11 protein-coding genes are annotated in these 16,310 nt (G+C 64.4%); 5 read left to right on the top strand and 6 right to left on the bottom strand.

Translation table 11 applies throughout. The features are described from left to right. Positions 1-15: 15 nt before the first annotated feature. Positions 16-747: an extensin-like domain-containing protein gene (locus IEW00_RS15455; RefSeq protein ID WP_188515482.1), complete on the bottom strand. Its 732-nt coding sequence runs from the start codon at positions 745-747 to the stop codon at positions 16-18. Between the two features lie 119 nt (positions 748-866). Here IEW00_RS15455 and IEW00_RS15450 point away from each other — a divergent pair, with 119 nt between their 5' ends. After that, positions 867-1,310: a hypothetical protein gene (locus IEW00_RS15450; RefSeq protein ID WP_188515324.1), complete on the top strand. Its 444-nt coding sequence runs from the start codon at positions 867-869 to the stop codon at positions 1,308-1,310. A gap of 245 nt (positions 1,311-1,555) precedes the next feature. Here the strand turns inward: IEW00_RS15450 and IEW00_RS15445 are convergent, their stop codons facing one another. The 5 genes from IEW00_RS15445 to IEW00_RS15425 form a co-directional block, all read right to left on the bottom strand. Further along, a complete protein-coding gene (locus IEW00_RS15445) occupies positions 1,556-2,944 on the bottom strand; it encodes a glutamate--cysteine ligase (protein WP_188515323.1) in 1,389 nt (462 codons plus the stop codon). Between the two features lie 101 nt (positions 2,945-3,045). Next, positions 3,046-3,807, bottom strand: a complete 762-nt coding sequence (locus IEW00_RS15440) for a 16S rRNA (uracil(1498)-N(3))-methyltransferase (RefSeq protein WP_188515322.1) — start codon at positions 3,805-3,807, stop codon at positions 3,046-3,048. Between the two features lie 469 nt (positions 3,808-4,276). Further along, positions 4,277-4,498, bottom strand: a complete 222-nt coding sequence (locus tag IEW00_RS15435; RefSeq protein WP_188515321.1) for a hypothetical protein — start codon at positions 4,496-4,498, stop codon at positions 4,277-4,279. Positions 4,499-4,740: 242 nt separating this feature from the next. Beyond that, on the bottom strand, positions 4,741-6,414 hold the full coding sequence (locus IEW00_RS15430; RefSeq protein WP_188515320.1) for an amidohydrolase: 1,674 nt from the start codon (positions 6,412-6,414) through the stop codon (positions 4,741-4,743). Then, positions 6,411-7,295 carry an NAD(P)-dependent oxidoreductase gene (locus IEW00_RS15425; protein ID WP_188515319.1) on the bottom strand — a complete coding sequence of 295 codons (885 nt, stop codon included), beginning with the start codon at positions 7,293-7,295 and terminating at the stop codon, positions 6,411-6,413. Before IEW00_RS15425 ends, IEW00_RS15430 begins: the two co-directional genes overlap by 4 nt. A 59-nt stretch (positions 7,296-7,354) precedes the next feature. Between IEW00_RS15425 and IEW00_RS15420 the strand changes: the two genes are divergently transcribed. The 4 genes from IEW00_RS15420 (at position 7,355) to IEW00_RS15405 (ending at position 16,291) form a co-directional block, all read left to right on the top strand. Next, a complete protein-coding gene (locus tag IEW00_RS15420) occupies positions 7,355-8,581 on the top strand; it encodes a threonine ammonia-lyase (protein WP_188515318.1) in 1,227 nt (408 codons plus the stop codon). 395 nt (positions 8,582-8,976) lie between these two features. Further along, positions 8,977-9,732, top strand: coding sequence for an arginyltransferase (locus tag IEW00_RS15415; RefSeq protein ID WP_188515317.1), 756 nt, complete (start codon positions 8,977-8,979; stop codon positions 9,730-9,732). Positions 9,733-9,785: 53 nt separating this feature from the next. Next, positions 9,786-12,068, top strand: coding sequence for an autotransporter assembly complex protein TamA (locus IEW00_RS15410; protein WP_188515316.1), 2,283 nt, complete (start codon positions 9,786-9,788; stop codon positions 12,066-12,068). Then, entirely contained in the window at positions 12,068-16,291 is a 4,224-nt protein-coding gene (locus tag IEW00_RS15405; protein WP_188515315.1) for a translocation/assembly module TamB domain-containing protein, read from the top strand. Before IEW00_RS15410 ends, IEW00_RS15405 begins: the two co-directional genes overlap by 1 nt. Positions 16,292-16,310: the final 19 nt, after the last annotated feature.

Genomic DNA, 16,310 nt, shown 5'->3' with positions numbered 1-16,310 from the left:
CAACTCGAAAAAGCTCTATCGGCAGGCCCGCCACCCCATTTCGCCGCGATCAGCCATGTCGAAGTGGAAATGGTCGGCGTGGGCCGCATTATACTCCGGCGACAGCACGGTCGAGAACAGATCGCACGCACCATCGCGCACCTCGCGCAAGAACATCGCTTTGTCGCCTTCGCCCGGCCAATCGCCCAGCACCGATATCCGCGTCCCGTCGGCCAGTACGAATGCGCCGATATCGATCGCATTGGCACGGGCATGCTCGCTCCACGCGCCTTCGCTCCGACCATACATGCGGCGGCACGAGAAGCTGCCAAAGGTCTCGATCCGCGCCACCCGCTGGCCGAAGATCTCCTGCGCCTGCGCTTGCACGACCTGGTTCTGCCAGATCAGCATGCCGATCATCACCGGGCACGAGGGCGCGACCGAGCGCGGGGTCATCGCCAGCAGGTCCTGCGTGCCATCCAGCCGAATTGCATCCTCGACCCGGCACTGGTCGCTGCCCCGCGGTTCCAATGCATCGAATTCCAGCCCTGATGTCTCGAGCAGTGCGATACAACCATCACGATCGCCGGTCAGCCGCGCGACCTTGCGCCCGGTGGACATGCCGATGGGGTCGCTCAGGCTCAACGGCGTCCATGGCATGTCCTCGCGTCCAGGCCTCAGCCAGGCGAACAGCACCAGCAGTGCGAACACAAAGATGGCGAGCCAGATCAGCCGCCGGGCCAGACCGATGATGTTGGGAATACGCATATGGACGAGGTTACGCAGATCGGCCGCATAAGGATGCAGCGCGATGACCTGTGGCGTAATTGTTCTGCCGCTGATCGCGACATACCCAAGGTCATTCAATCCAGACGGGAGACGCAGGCATGAACAGCAAATGGCAGGCGCAGATGCAGATTTGGTGCGGCGCGGTGATGATCTTCGGGCTGGTACTCATCGGCGGCGCTTTCGAGGTAACCAGCGCGGGGGTGAGCGGGCTCTTCGCGATCCTCGCTGGTCCGGGGCCGATCACCTGGGACCCCGCCTTTCGCTTTTCTCTGGCGCTGATGGGTGCGGTGACCCTCGGCTGGGGCGCGACGGTGCTGGCGGTGGTGCGCGGGACGAGCGAGGTGCCCGACGCGCAGTCACTGGCGCTGTGGCGCGGGATCACGGTCGCGCTGCTGCTCTGGTATATCGTCGATAGCGGCCTTTCCATCGCGACCGGCTTCTGGCGCAATGTTCTGCCCAACACGGTGTTGATCGGCTGGTACCTTCTGCTGGCGGCGCGGCACCCGGCGCGGGCAAGGCAGGGACAGGTGGCACAGGTGTGAGTTACACCACCCTCCGTCATTCCCGCGAAGGCGGGAATCCCGCTTCTTCAACGTTCAAGCAATAGCGGGACCCCCGCGTTCGCGGGGGTGACGGTGAAGGGAATGCTGAAACGAGTCCGCGCGTCACCCTCACCCAGCTTCGCCTAAACTCGCTTCGCTCATCAAGGCTTTGCAACCCTCTCCCATCAAGGGAGAGGGGGAGAGGTCAAAGGCGAGGGGAAGGGGTCACGGGCGATGGTAAAAAATCAAAACTGCATCTCGTCATAGATCCGGCTCAGATCGCCGCCCCATTCGCCATGGTATTTGGCGAGCAGGTCTTCGGCCGGCGTGCGGCCGCGGGCGACGGTGTCGCGCAGCGGTTCAAGGAAGCCGGTTTCGTTGTCGCCGCTCGAGTTGGTGCGGGCGCGGGCGGCGAGGCCTGAGGTAGCGATGTCGAGCACTTCGGCGGCGATGTCGAGCAATTTGCCGCCGCCTGCGATCGGTGCATTGAGGCCCATCTTGGGCACCGAATCGCGCAACGTCTGGCGCTCATCTATGGTCCAGCCCTTGACCACATCCCATGCCGCATCGAGCGCGGTCTGGTCGTAGAGCAGGCCGACCCACAAAGCCGGCAGCGCGCAGATCTTGCTCCACGGTCCGCCATCGGCGCCGCGCATCTCGAGGAAGCTCTTGAGCCGAACCTCGGGGAAGGCGGTCGAGAGGTGGTCGGTCCAGTCGCTCTGCGTCGGATATTCGCCAGGCAGCGCGGGGAGCTTGCCGTTCAGGAAATCGCGGAAGCTTTGGCCGGCGGCATCGATGTAGAGTCCGTCGCGGAAGACGAAGTACATCGGTACGTCGAGCATGTATTCGACATAGCGTTCATAGCCGAAGCCGTCCTCGAACACGAACGGCAGCATGCCGGTGCGCGCGGGGTCGGTGTCCGACCAGATATGACTGCGGTAGGAGAGCATGCCGTTGGGCTTGCCCTCAGTGAACGGCGAGTTGGCGAACAAGGCGGTCGCCAGCGGCTGCAGCGCGAGGCCGACGCGGAACTTCTTGGCCATGTCGGCCTCGCTTGCATAATCAAGGTTCACCTGGATGGTGCAGGTACGCAGCATCATGTCGAGACCCATCGAGCCGACGCGCGGCATGTGGTTCAGCATGATGCCATAGCGGCCCTTGGGCATGATCGGCAGCTCGGCGCGGGTCTTGTCGGGCCACATCCCCATTCCGAGGAACCCGGTGTTGGTCTTCTCGCCCACGGCCTTGACCTGGGCGAGGTGGCGCCCGGTCTCGGCGCAGGTCTGGTGCAGGTTTTCGAGCGGCGCACCCGACAGTTCGAGTTGGCCTGCGGGCTCTAGGCTGACGGTGCCATCGGGGCCGCGCATCGCGATGACGTTGGTGCCACCAGCAGCGGTGCGCTCTTCGACGGGCTCCCAGCCGAATTCCGTCATCGACATCAAAAGGTCGTGGATGCCGCCGGGTTCGTCATAGCTGGGGGCATGGTGATCGTTGCGGCAGAACACGAACTTCTCATGCTCGGTGCCGATCCGCCAGTCGGCCTTGGGCTTTTCACCCTCGCGCATCGGCTCTGCGAGCTGTGCGATGGAGGTGATCACGGGCTCGTCCTGGCCGGTGGAAGTACGTGTGCTCATCGATGCGCCCTGAACCCTGGATCTGTTATCGTCGCTCGCTTTAGTTGCGCGTTGCAACCCAAGCCAGCCCTAATTGTGTAATGGGGGCGATAGCGCTGCTTTCAAGCGGCCCAATCGCCCTGTGCCGCCATCCACACGGCTGTCGCTGCGATTGCGGCGGTCTCGGCACGCAGGATGCGTGGACCGAGCGAAACCGGGACCGCGGCAGGGTGTGCGCGGATCGCGGCATTCTCGCTGTCGGTGAAGCCGCCTTCGGGCCCGATCAGAACCGCTGCCGGGCCGGTGTGGCGAACGAGCGCCTGCGCCAGCGTAGCACCGCTTGATTCGTGCAATCGTTCATCGGCAAAGAAAAGGTGGCGGCCTTCGGGCCAAGTCTTGAGCAGAGCGTCCAGCTTTGTCAATGCTGCGATCTGCGGCAGCGCGGTGCGCTCGCATTGCTCGGCGGCCTCGATCATCGTGCCGCGCAACCGGTCGTCCTTGACCTTGTCAACCACCGCACGGTCGGTCAGCACCGGTACGAACCGCGCCACGCCCAGTTCGCAGGCCTTTTCGCCGAGGAAATCGAACCGCGCCTTCTTGATCGGCGCTGCGCACAGCCAGAAATCGGGAACGACGTCGCGGGGCCGTAGCAGGCTTTCGATGGTCAGCGTCAGGTCGCGTTTGCCGCGTGCGCTGACCTTTGCGAGATACTCCCCGCTGACATCGTCGAACAGCTTGACGGCAGCGCCTTCGGCCAGCCGCATCACGTTGATCAAATAATGCGCCTGGTTGCCCTCGACCCGCACCGACATTCCGTCGGTCAGCGGCGTATCGACAAATAGGCGTGGGGCGGAGCGCGGGGGCCAGGCAGGGGTTGCGGTCATTCAACGGGGTTAGCCCCCGCCGATGACTGCGTCCAGCGCGCGGCGTAAATGGTCGGGATAAAAGGGCGCCCGCGTCAGTCCGGCGATGCAAGCTGCATCATTGCGACGTCATCCAACGGTGAAGGTGGGGTATAAGCCCGGGCGCGATGAGAAGGGGGGAGGATCGCGCGCCCGGGCTCATGTTTGTGAGGACGACATTACGAGGGGGGCTTGGTCTGTCGTCCTGAATCAAAAACCAAGATCGCCAAATATGGTTCCGAAAAAAAGACAGCCGGTATGATTTTTTTGGAAGCGTGAGCAGCCACCGCAAAACCCCGGTCGTGCCAAGGCTTCGGCGCTGGTGGTGCCGAGGTTGCGAAGCGATTGAAAAACCGTCCACCAAGAGGCCGACAGGCACAAAAAAACGGGGCCAAAAGACCCCGTTTCCTTGATTCATTGGATCAGTGCGATCCAACCAGTCTGATCGAAATCAGGGGCTGGTCGGGGTGTCGCTGTCCTGATCGGCAGCGATCACGATGCCGCCGATGATGGCAGCAGCGGCAACGATACCGATGATGATTCCGGCGCCGCCAGCAGCTTCGTTTTCCTCAGTCGAGGAAGCCGAAACGCGCTGTGCGCTGGCCTGTGCCAATACCGGCGTTGCGGCGATGGCGAGTGCAGCAAGAGCAGCTGCAGCAATACGATTCTTCATTATAGCCTCCGTCACGTCTTAGTTCAGTTCCCTAACCCATTGAGGAAACAGGGATTGCAACCCATTGCGAAAAGAGTGTTTTACGAGCTCTTCCCGACGCTCAATGCCCAACTACGAGTAAAGTTCCCACCATGCAAGACTCAAAGCCGTCTCGCTCCGCCGCAAAAAAGCTTTTGTCGCAAGCTGTTGCACGCGGGCAACGAATGCTTTCGCAAACGTAAACAAACCTCTCTTACTTGCCGTTAGCGCCCCCTTCGCGCCTCATACCGGCGCACGCCGCCGACCCAGGTTTCCACGACTTTGGCGGTCCGCAGGTCACCCGGACTGCTCAGCAGCGGATCGACATCCAGCAGGATGAAATCGGCGCGCATCCCGGGCTGGAGCGTTCCGAAGCGATCCTCGGCAAAACCTGCGTAAGCAGCGCCGCGGGTGAAGGCATCGATTGCCTGAACCCTGCCGAGCCGTTCTTGCGGTTGCCAGCCACCGAAAGGCTGACCATCGGCACCTTCGCGGGTGATTGCGGCAGCCAGCCCGGCAAACGGATCGGGTGATTCAACCGGAGTGTCGGACCCGAACGCCAGCGGAACCTCGGCATCGACCAGCGTCTTCCAGGCATACGCCCCGGCCAGGCGTGCCGTACCCAACCGCGCCTCGGCCATCAATCGGTCCGAAATCTGGTGCACGGGTTGCATCGAGGCAATGATGCCGTTCTCGGCAAAGCGGGGTATGTCGACCGGATCGATGATCTGCGCGTGCTCGATCCGCCAGCGGCGGTCGCCCTTATAGTCCTTGGCCAGCTCCTCGATCGCCGAGAGCACTTGCGCGTTGGCGGCATCGCCAATGGCATGGGCTGCAACCTGGAACTCATCCATCGCCGCGCGGCTCATCATGTTGAGCAACTGGGTATCGTTGACGAAAGCTAGGCCACGTTCGCCGGGTTTGTCGGCATAGTCCGCCTTGAGCATTGCGCCGCGCGATCCCAATGCGCCATCGAGATACAGCTTTACCCCGTTCAGCCGCAAACGGTCATCATAGAGCCATGGCGTGGGGCGGGGGCCCGCAATCGCCACCATCGATTCAATGCCGCCGGCATAGGCCATGATGCGAACATACAGACGTCGCTCGTCGCCCGCGCGGCGATAGGCCTGCCAGTCGTCGATCGAGGTGCCCATGTCGGCAATCCCTGTGATGCCGAGCGCCAACAGATGGTCCTGCGCGGCGATCAATGCGGCATCACGGTCAACCGCGCGCGGCATCGGAACCGATTTCGCAACCAGGCTCTCGGCGGCATCGACGAACACGCCCGCAGGCTTGCCGCCGATCCGCTCGATCCGGCCCCCGGGAGGATCCTTGGCATCGGGCTTGACGCCGGCTGCCTGCATCGCAGCAGTGTTGGCCCAGCCGGCATGTCCATCGACCCGTTCAAGCCACACCGGTCGATCAGGCACGACCGCATCCAGATCGGCTGCTGTCGGAAAGCGGCCGAGACCCCATTTTTCCTGGTTCCAGCCGCGTCCTATAATCCAGGGGCGTGACGGGTTCTCGTCAGCATAGGCCTTGATCAGGCCAAGCGCCTCCTCGAGCGTGCGCGTGCCCGAGAGGTCGAGTGTTAGCAGTGAAAAGCCCAGCCCCATGACATGGCCATGCGCATCGATGATGCCGGGCATCAGTGTTCGGCCTTCGCCGTCCAGCTTGTAATCAAGCTTCTCGGGGCGTTTGTCGCGACGTTCGAGCAGCGTCTTGACCTTGCCGTCGTTGTCGATGACCAGCCCGGTGAAATTGACGACCTTGCCCTTGGCATCGAGCGTCATGCCATTGACGTTGTCGATCAGGCCATCGGCCAGAGCGGGGGTTGCGGCGCTCGAAAGCAATGCGGCAGCAAGCGCGAAACCGCGCGATAAAGTTCTGGCGATCATTTGCGCGGAAGTCTCCGGATGAGGGCACTGGTATCCTGGCGGCCTGCGCCGAGGTGCTGCGCTTCGGCAAAGAACTGGTCGAGCAGCGCGGCCACCGGGAGCGACGAGCCGTTGGCGCGGGCTTCATCGAGCGCCAGACCCAGATCCTTGCGCATCCAGTCAATGGCAAAGCCGAAATCGAAGCTGTCTTGCGACATCGTCTTCCAGCGGTTGTCCATCTGCCAGCTTTGCGCGGCCCCGCCCGAGATCGCGGAGAACACCTTGTCGAGATCGAGCCGGCTGGCCTGGGCAAAGCGCATCGCCTCGCTCAAGCCGCCGATCACGCCTGCGATGCAGATCTGGTTGACCATCTTGGTGGTCTGGCCATCGCCCGGGCCACCGACATGGACGATCCGCGAGGAATAGCTCTGGATGATCGGGCTTGCCGCCTCGATGGCGTCTGCCTTGCCGCCGCACATGATCGCGAGCGTGCCGTTCTCGGCACCCGCTTGTCCACCGGTGACCGGCGCATCGACACACAATATGCCCTTGGAGCGGCCTTCGACCGAAATTTGGCGGGCGATGGTGGCGGACACGGTGGTGTGATCGATGAAGACCGCGCCACGCTTCAACGTGTTGAACGCGCCCTGGCGGCCCATCACGACCTGCGCCAGATCATCGTCGTTGCCGACGCAGGTGATCACCACGTCCATGCCCTCGGCTGCTTCCGCAGGGGTTGCGGCGACACGCACCTTTTCGGCCAGATGCGGATGCGCTGCCAGCCAGCCTTGCGCCTTGGCCGGGCTGCGGTTGTACAGCGCCAAAGAGTGCCCGTCGTTGCCCAGATGCCGGGCCATGGGGCCCCCCATCACACCAATGCCGATAAATGCTATATTTGCCATGGCGGTGCCTTAACGGATGTTTTCAATCCGCGCCATATCGGTTAGGTGCCGCAGCCGACATGACCAGCCTTTCCGACCAGCTCACCCTCGATACCATCCGCGCTGCGCACGCCCGCATCGCCGGATCGATCGTCCGCACGCCCACGCTTGTCAGCAAGACCCTGTCGGCGATTACCGGGGCGACGGTCTATCTCAAGTTCGAGAACCTGCAGTTCACCGCAGCCTACAAGGAACGCGGAGCACTCAATTTTCTCAGCCAGATGAGCGACGAGGCCAGGGCCAAGGGCGTGATCGCCGCCTCGGCGGGCAACCATGCGCAGGGCCTGGCCTGGCACGGCACCCGGTTGGGGGTTCCGGTCACCATCGTGATGCCCAAGACCACGCCCACCATCAAGGTCCAGCAGACCGAGGCCAACGGCGGCAAGGTGATCCTGTTCGGCGAGAAGTATGATGACGCCTATGCCCATGCCCGCGAGTTGGAGATCACCGAGGGGCTGACCTTCGTCCATCCGTTCGATGATCCGGTGATCGCGGCGGGGCAGGGTACGGTCGCGATCGAGATGCTCGAGGACGCGCCCGAGATCGACCATTTCGTGATCCCGATCGGCGGCGGCGGGCTGTTCTCCGGAATGGGCACGGCTGCGCGCGCGATCAAGCCGGGGATCAAGCTCACCGGGGTGCAGGCGCGGCTTTATCCCAGCATGTACAACACAGTGAAGGGCACCGACTACCCGTGCGAAGGCGATACGCTGGCCGAAGGCATCGCAGTCAAGCAGCCTGGCAATTTCACCCGCGAGATCGTCCGCGCGCTTGCCGATGACATCGTGCTGGTGACCGAGCCCCAGCTTGAAACCGCGGTCAGCCTTTTGCTGCAGATCGAAAAGACCGTGGCCGAAGGCGCAGGCGCCGCTGGGCTTGCGGCATTGCTCGCCGAGCCCGAGCGTTTTGCCGGACAGACCGTGGGCGTCGTTCTGTGCGGCGGCAACATCGACACCCGGCTGCTCGCCAACGTGCTGCTGCGCGATCTGGCGCGCTCGGGGCGTCTTGCGCGCTTGCGCATCGCGCTGCAGGACCGCCCTGGCGCGCTGTTCAAGGTGATGCGCCAGTTCGACGCGCATCAGGTCAACATCATCGAGATTTACCACCAGCGCGTCTTCACCAACCTGCCCGCCAAGGGCCTGATCACCGACATCGAATGCGAAGCCCGCGACCGCGGCCAGCTCGAAGCGCTGATCACCTCGCTCAAGGCGGGCGGCTACGACGTCGGGCTGGTCGAGGTGGCCTGAGGGAGTCAACCCCCGGGAGCTTCGCTGCTGCTCGCCTCGCCCTTGATGGGAGAGGCTTGGCAGCTTGCTGCCTTAGTCGTAGCGGTGAGGGTGACGGTGCGGCCCGGAACCTCCGCCACAATCCGGAGACATCACCCCCACCCAACCCTCCCCCATCGAGGGGGAGGGCTTAGGCGCATCCCGGCAAGCCTCAGTAGATTACCGGAGGCCGAGATTCACGATGAATCCTTCCTTTATCCACAGTGCGGCGCAGTTTGCCGCCAAATTGACTCGACTTGGCGCTGCTTAACCATGAAAGTTGGTTAACAGCCTTGGCGGCGCTGTGGCTTATCGACCATACCGGCCCGGGACAGTTTCCCGCATGATTGGCACCAGATAAAAGGATCGTCCTGCACGTGAGCGCACCGGCCCGCTTTCCCCGATTCTTCGTGACCAATCCCGGTCCTTGCCCGTATCTGCCGGGCAAGAGCGAGCGCAAGGTCTTCACCGAACTTAACGGCCCGCATGCCGACGAACTCAACGATGCGCTGAGCCGCATTGGATTTCGCCGCAGCCAGAACGTCGCCTATCGCCCCAGCTGCCTCGATTGCCGCGCCTGCGTGTCGGTGCGTGTGGTCGCAGACCAGTTCGTCCCCAGTCCAGGCCAGCGCAAGCTGATCAAACGGAACCGCGACCTGATCGTTTCGGCTTGCCGCCCTTGGTCGACGCAGGAGCAGTACGACCTGCTTCAGCGGTATCTCAAGGCCCGGCATCCCGGCGGTGGAATGTCCGAGATGGACGACATGGACTATGCCGACATGGTCGAGCATTCGCCAGTGCGCAGCTATGTCATCGAATATCGCGAGCCCAATCCCGATGGCAGCGCGGGCAGGCTTGTCGGCGCGTGCCTCACCGATCAGCAGGGCGATGGCCTGTCGATGATCTACAGCTTCTACGAGCCCGAGCATCCCACCCGTCGGGGTCTGGGCAACTATATCATCATGGACCACATCCAGCGCGCGGCGCGGGCGCGGCTCCCCTATGTGTATCTGGGATACTGGGTAAAATCTTCGCCGCGCATGCAGTACAAGATGAAATACCAGCCACTTGAACTGCTTGGGCCCGATGGCTGGCACCCCTTCGACCTTGAACGCGACGCAGGCGACGTCTAGACGTTTTGCGCGGCCGCGGCACAGGACCCGTTCGCGTTGAAGGCAATGGGTTGATGAGTCTGGCTGATCGCGCGCCCTTGGCAACGGCCTGGACACTGGCTTTGCTGGCCGCAAGCCTGGTACCGGCGGGTGAAGCGCGCGCGCAGGAAACAGACGCCCCAGCCGCAACTCCAGTACCCCAGCTCACCGCGCCTGATGCCGTCGATATGCGGCAGATGGCAGACCCCCTGGACATCGATCCGCTTGCCCCGCTCGATCAGTTGCCGGGGATGGAGGTCGACTGGCCCGAAGGCGATGACGTTCCTGCATGGCCGGGCGAATTCGCGACCGAAGACGCGCTGCCTGCCGATACCCAGTCGGCCGATGCTGCCGACAGTGCCAACCCTGACAGCGTTGCAACCGGCGCGGACGATGTTCGCGATGGCCTCGTTGCGGCGGTGCCGGTCGGCGAGACCGGCTCCGCGTCGGAGAGTACCGACGTCGAGGCAGACACCCGGCGCGCAGAACGTCAGGCCGAGCGACAGGCAGAACGGCAACAGCGCCGCGCCGAACGCCGGAGCCTGCGCGAGATTGACGATGGCGATGTGCGCTACAGGGTCGTGGTCAACTTTGAGCCGACAGCCGACCTGCAGGCGCTCGATCAGGGTGCATTTACCGATCGGTTCCGGTTGCTTTCGGCGCTCGAGACGCTCTCGGATGACGATGCCAATCTGGCGCAGGTCAACCGCCGCGCGCGCGACGACCGCGAACTGCTGGACAATATATTGCACGTCTATGGCTATTATGACGGCGACGTGCGCAATTCGATCGCGCGGATCGAAGGAGAAGAACGGGTCGCGCTGACCTTCGATATTACCACCGGACCGGTCTATACGCTCAGTTCGATCGATCTGGCCGGGCTGGATGCGGTCGGGGTCGATGTGCCGGCAATGCGCGAGGTCTTCGGGATGGCGGCGGGGGACACTGCGAATTCGGACAAGATCGTCGCCGGGCGTCTGGCGCTACTGACCCGGCTGCTGGAGACGGGCTTTGCCTTTGCCCAAACCGGCGAGCCCGATCTGCTGATAGATCATGAACTGCGCAGCGCAGCGCTGACGGTGCCGGTGACCCCGGGCGGGCAGTATCGCTTTGGCGATATCGTCGTGGGCGACGACAGCCTGTTTGGATCGCGCCATCTCCAGCGGATCGCGCGGTTCGACAACGGCGATATCTTTCAGGCATCGGATGTCGACGATCTGCGCCGCGCGATCCTTGCCACCGGACTCGTCTCCACGGTCACGCTGACCCCGGTCGCAGCACTCCCGCCACAAGGCACCGAGCCGGGCACCGTCGATATCGCGGTCGAAACCGCAGCCGCGCCGCTGCGCACCGTTGCCGGCGCGCTGGGCTATGGCACCGGCGAGGGTATTCGCGCCGAGGTCAGCTGGGAGCACCGCAATCTCTTCCCGCCCGAAGGCGCGGTGCGCGCCCGTGCGGTGGGCGGCACGCAGGAACAGCTGCTCAACCTGGTTTATCGCCGCAACAATTTCATGACCCGCGACAGGGTGCTTACCGCGCAGGTGCTTGCCAGCAACATCAACCGCGATGCTTTCGAGGCGCGAACCTTCCTGGTGGCAGGCTCGCTTGAACGGCAGACCAACCTGATCTTCCAGAAGAAATGGACATGGTCGCTGGGCGCCGAACTCGTTCTGACCGATGAACGCGATGGCCGCGGACGGATCGACGGCGGTGCCCGGCGGACCTTCTTCATCGCCGCTGCGCCCGTATCGCTGATGTATGACGGCAGTGACGATCTGCTCGATCCCAAAAGCGGTTTCCGGCTGGGCGGCCGGGTATCGCCCGAATTTTCGTTGCAATCGGGCAGCCAGGCTTATGCCCGGATCCAGCTCGACGGCAGCTATTACCAGCCGGTCTCGGAACGGATCGTGCTGGCAGGCCGGGTGCGGCTGGGCAGTACCCTGGGCGCAGACCGCTTCGAAATCGCACCTTCCCGCCGTTTCTATGCAGGCGGCGGCGGATCGGTGCGCGGCTATGGCTTCCAGCGGATCGGCCCACGCGACGGCAATGACGATCCGATCGGCGGCAACGGCCTGGCAGAATTTTCGCTCGAAGCCCGGGTGCGCTTCGGCGCGTTCGGGATCGTCCCGTTTTTCGATGCCGGCAATGTTTATGCGGACAGCCTGCCCGACCTGACCGGAATGCGCTATGGGGCAGGCGTCGGCGTGCGGTATTACAGCAGCTTCGGCCCGCTGCGGATCGATGTTGCCACCCCGCTCAATCGGCAGACCGGAGACAGCCGGATCGGGGTGTATATCTCGTTGGGCCAGGCGTTCTGATGGCCGACGAGACGATCACCACGCCGGACGATGCCGCCGTGCCGCCGGCTGACGAGGCAGCTCCGGTTGTCCAGCGCAGGCCCGTCCGCTGGGTGAGGGGTCTCTTGCTCGCGCTGCTGGCGCTGGCAGTCGCGATCGGCGCGCTGGTGCTGGCGCTGGACACCGGGCCAGGCCGCCGCTTCCTGGCCGATCAGCTTGCCGGATATCAGCTCAAATCGGGTCTCAAGCTGCGCGTAGCGCGGATCGATGGGTCGATCTATGGCAGCGCGGTGCTGCGCGGGGTCGAGGTCCATGACACGCGCCGCGTGTTCTTCACCGCTTCAAGCGTCGATCTCGACTGGCGGCCGTTCAAGTTCCTGAGCAACCGGCTCGATATCCGCGATCTGGTGATCCGGCGCGGCGAACTGCGCAGCCTGCCCGAACTGAACCCGGGCGACCCCGACGACCCGCTGCTGCCTGCGTTCGATATTCGCATCGACCGGCTGCGGGCCGATGGTTTCGTGATCCGTCAGGGGATCGCCGGGGCGCGCCGGGTGGGCAACATCGCGGGCAAGGTCGATATCCGATCGGGCCGGGTGCTGGTCGATGCGCGCGCGGCGCTGGCCGACGGCACCGATCGGCTGGCGGTGACCATCGATGCGATGCCCGTGCAGAACCGGTTGATGATCGACGCTGAGGTGAATGCGCTTGTTGACGGCGCGATTGCTGCGATCGCCGGGCTGAACCAGGATCTGACCGGCTCGATCAAGGGCCGCGGCGACTGGGATTTCTGGCAGGGCAAGCTTGCAGCCAGTTTAGGCCCGGGTGAACTCGCCGCGCTCGATATCAACCAGCGCGAGGGCAATGTCCGGATCGGCGGCTATATTCGCCCCGCGCCGCTGATCGGTACCAGCATGGCGCGGGCGTTGGGTCCGGCGGTGGGCGTGGGCGCGCGTGGAACCCTCGATGCGCGGGTGCTCTCCGGCACGTTGGCGTTGGCGGCGCCGGCGGGGAGGGTGAATGCCAAGGGCGCAATCGATCTGGGCGCAAACCGCTTCGACAACGTTGAAATTCTGGCTTTGCTCACCCGGCCCCAGTTGCTCGCCGAGGGGCTGGAGGCGCGCAACCTGCGCGGCGCGATCACGCTCGACGGCAGCTTCACCGATCTGACCGCGCCGTACAGGCTGACCGCGGACCGGCTGGCGCTGGCCGGGATCAGCGCCGATGGGCTGCTGGCGGAAGGGACGCTCACCCGCACCGGCGCGGACTTCAATATCCCGGTCAATGTCCGCGCCGCGCGCGTCGTTACCGGCAATGCTTATGGGGACCGTTTGGCCACCGGACTGACCGGACAGGGCGTAGTGCGGATGCGTGACGGGCAGCTCAGCAGCGATCCGATCCGGCTCGCCAGCCGCGCGTTCACGGCGTTGGTCCAGCTGTCGGGCAGTGCCCAGCGCGGGCGCTATCTGGCCGTCGCTGATGTGCGTTTGCCTGCCTTCGGGGTCGAGAATGTTGGCAGTGCGGATATCGATGCCAATCTGCGGCTGGCTTTTGGGGGCGGTGCGCGCTGGGACCTGCTCGGCGATGTCCGGGTGCTGATGCGCAGCATCGTCAACGAGACCGTGGTGACGCTGATTGGGCCCAGCCCACGCTTCGCAGCCAGGTTCAGCTATGGCGCGGGCCAGCCCTTCGTGCTGCGCGATGCCAGCCTGGCGGCAGAAAAGCTGGCGCTGATCGGTGGCGGGCGGCTCGAGGGCGATGGCCGCATCGTGTTGCGCGCCAGCGGTCGCCACCGCGATTACGGGCCGCTCGACGTCAGCGCGGATTCGGTCCGCGGCGATACCCGCGCGGTGCTCACGCTCGACGATCCGCTACCGGCATTGGGCGTCCGTGATCTTCGACTGGCGCTGGGAACCGTGCCCGACGGGTTCTCGGTCGACGTTACTGGTCAATCGACGTTGGGGCCGATCGAAGGCGTGAGCCGCATTTATGCGCGCGAGGCCGGGCGCACCCTGATCGAGATCGAGCGCTTCACGGTGTCGCGCGCGCTGTTTGCGGGCGATATCTTTGCCACCCGTGCCGGGATCGAGGGTGCGCTGACGGTTTCAGGCGGTGGCATCACCGGCGATGTCACGCTCGATCCGCGCACCGAGGGCCAGGGGGTCAAGGCGCTGATCGATCTGGCCAATGCCCGGTTCGATGGCGAGGTGCCGATCACCATCAACCGGGGTGCGGTGGAAATCGACGCTCTGTTCGCCGAGGGCCGCAACACCATCGCCGGCAGCATCCGTGCGCAGGGTATCGGGCGGGGGCCGCTGTTTGTCGGCCGGCTGGCGGCAAACGCGAACCTGGTCAACGGCGAGGGCCGGGTGACGGCATCGCTCGCGGGCCGACGGGGCAGCGCCTTCGATCTGCAGACCAGCGTCCAGGTCGCCCGCGACGCGCTCGTGATTGCGGGCAACGGCCAATATGGCAACCGCCGGCTGCGGCTGGTGCAACCGGCCCGGCTAAGCAAGCTGGACGATGGCGGATGGGGTCTGGCGCCAGCAGTGCTCCGCGTCGGGCGCGGACGGATTGGCGCACAGGGGCGCTTTGGTGGCGGGCTGACCGATGTCACCGCGCAGTTCAACACCGTGCCGATGGCGCTGTTCGACATTGCGGTGCGCGAACTCGGCTTTGGCGGCAACGCATCAGGCACGCTCAGCTATCGCCAGGCAGAAGGCGGGGTTCCAACCGGCAAGGCCAGTCTCAAGCTCGACAATCTCACGCGTACCGGGCTGATCGTCAGCTCGCGGCCGGTCGATATTTCGGCCAATCTGGCGCTGACCGCCAATGCACTTGCGATGCGCGCGGTGATCGCAGAACAGGACAAGACCGTGGGGCGCGCGCAGGCGCGGATCAGCGGCCTGCCAGCCGGGTTCGACCTGTTCGGGCGGTTGCAACGCGGCGCGCTTGCCGGGCAGTTGCGGTTCAATGGCCCGGCGGATTCGCTGTGGCGGTTGTTGGGGGTCGAGGCGTTCGATGTGACCGGTCAGGTCGGCGTCTCGGCAGATCTTTCCGGCAGCCTGCTCGACCCGCGCATCAATGGCGTTCTCGCCACCCGGACCGCGCGGCTGGAAAGTGCGCTTTCGGGCACGATCATTACCGACATCGCCTCGCGCGGCCAGTTCAACGGGTCGCGGCTGACCTTCTCGAGCTTCAGTGGCAAGGCAGGGCCGAACGGTACGCTGAGCGGATCGGGCTATGTCGATTATGGCGGGTTGTTTGCCTCGCCCTCGCAAGGCGTCGCGGTCGAGCTGCGGGCAACCGCCAGGAATGCGCTGCTGGTCAACCGCGACGATTTTGGCGCGACCGTTACTGGGCCGCTCACCATTTCGTCCAACGGAACCTCGGGAACGCTGGGGGGCGATGTCGTGCTCAACCGTGGCCGCTTCCGCCTAGGGCAGTTCAACGCTGCGCAGGCGCTGCCGATCATCAACATCCGCGAGATCAACCGCCGCGCCGATGAAGCGCCGCGTCGCGAACGGCCCGCTATCTGGGAGTATGATGTCAAGGCGCGCGCCACCAACCAGTTCACCGTGACCGGGCTTGGGCTCAACAGCGAGTGGGGCGCTGATATCACGCTTACCGGCACCGTCAATGCCCCGCGCATCACCGGGCAGGCTGATCTGATCCGCGGCGAGTATGAGTTTTCCGGACGCGAGTTCGAACTGGCGCGCGGCCGGATCAATTTCCGCGGGGAATCACCGCCCAACCCCTCGCTCGATATCGCCGCATCGGCGAACCTGCCCGACCTCAATGCCACGATCAACGTCCGCGGCACCGGTCTGGCACCGGAGATCAGCTTTACCAGCACGCCTGCCTTGCCCGAGGACGAACTGCTGGCGCGGTTGCTGTTCGGTTCATCGATCACCGATATCTCGGCGCCCGAAGCGGTGCAGCTCGCAGCCGCATTGGCCTCGCTGCGCGGTGGCGGCGGGCTCGATCCGATCAACGCGCTGCGCGGGGCGATCGGGCTCGACCGGCTTCGGATCGTCGCGGGCGACCAGACCACCGGGCAGGGCACCAGCATCGCGGCGGGAAAATACATCACCCGCAACACCTATGTCGAAATCGTCACCGACGGACGCGGCTATTCGGCGACCCAGATCGAGTTTCAGATCACTCGCTGGCTGTCGTTGCTGTCATCGATCTCAACGATCGGTCGCCAAAGCGCCAATGTGCGGATATCGAGGGATTATTGAGCCTTGACCAGTTTTCCGG

The sequence above is a fragment of the Blastomonas aquatica genome, assembly GCF_014639875.1.
Lineage (GTDB): Bacteria > Pseudomonadota > Alphaproteobacteria > Sphingomonadales > Sphingomonadaceae > Blastomonas > Blastomonas aquatica.
The sequence above is the reverse complement of the archived record's forward strand: the minus strand, read 5'-3'. Positions and strand labels throughout refer to the sequence as shown.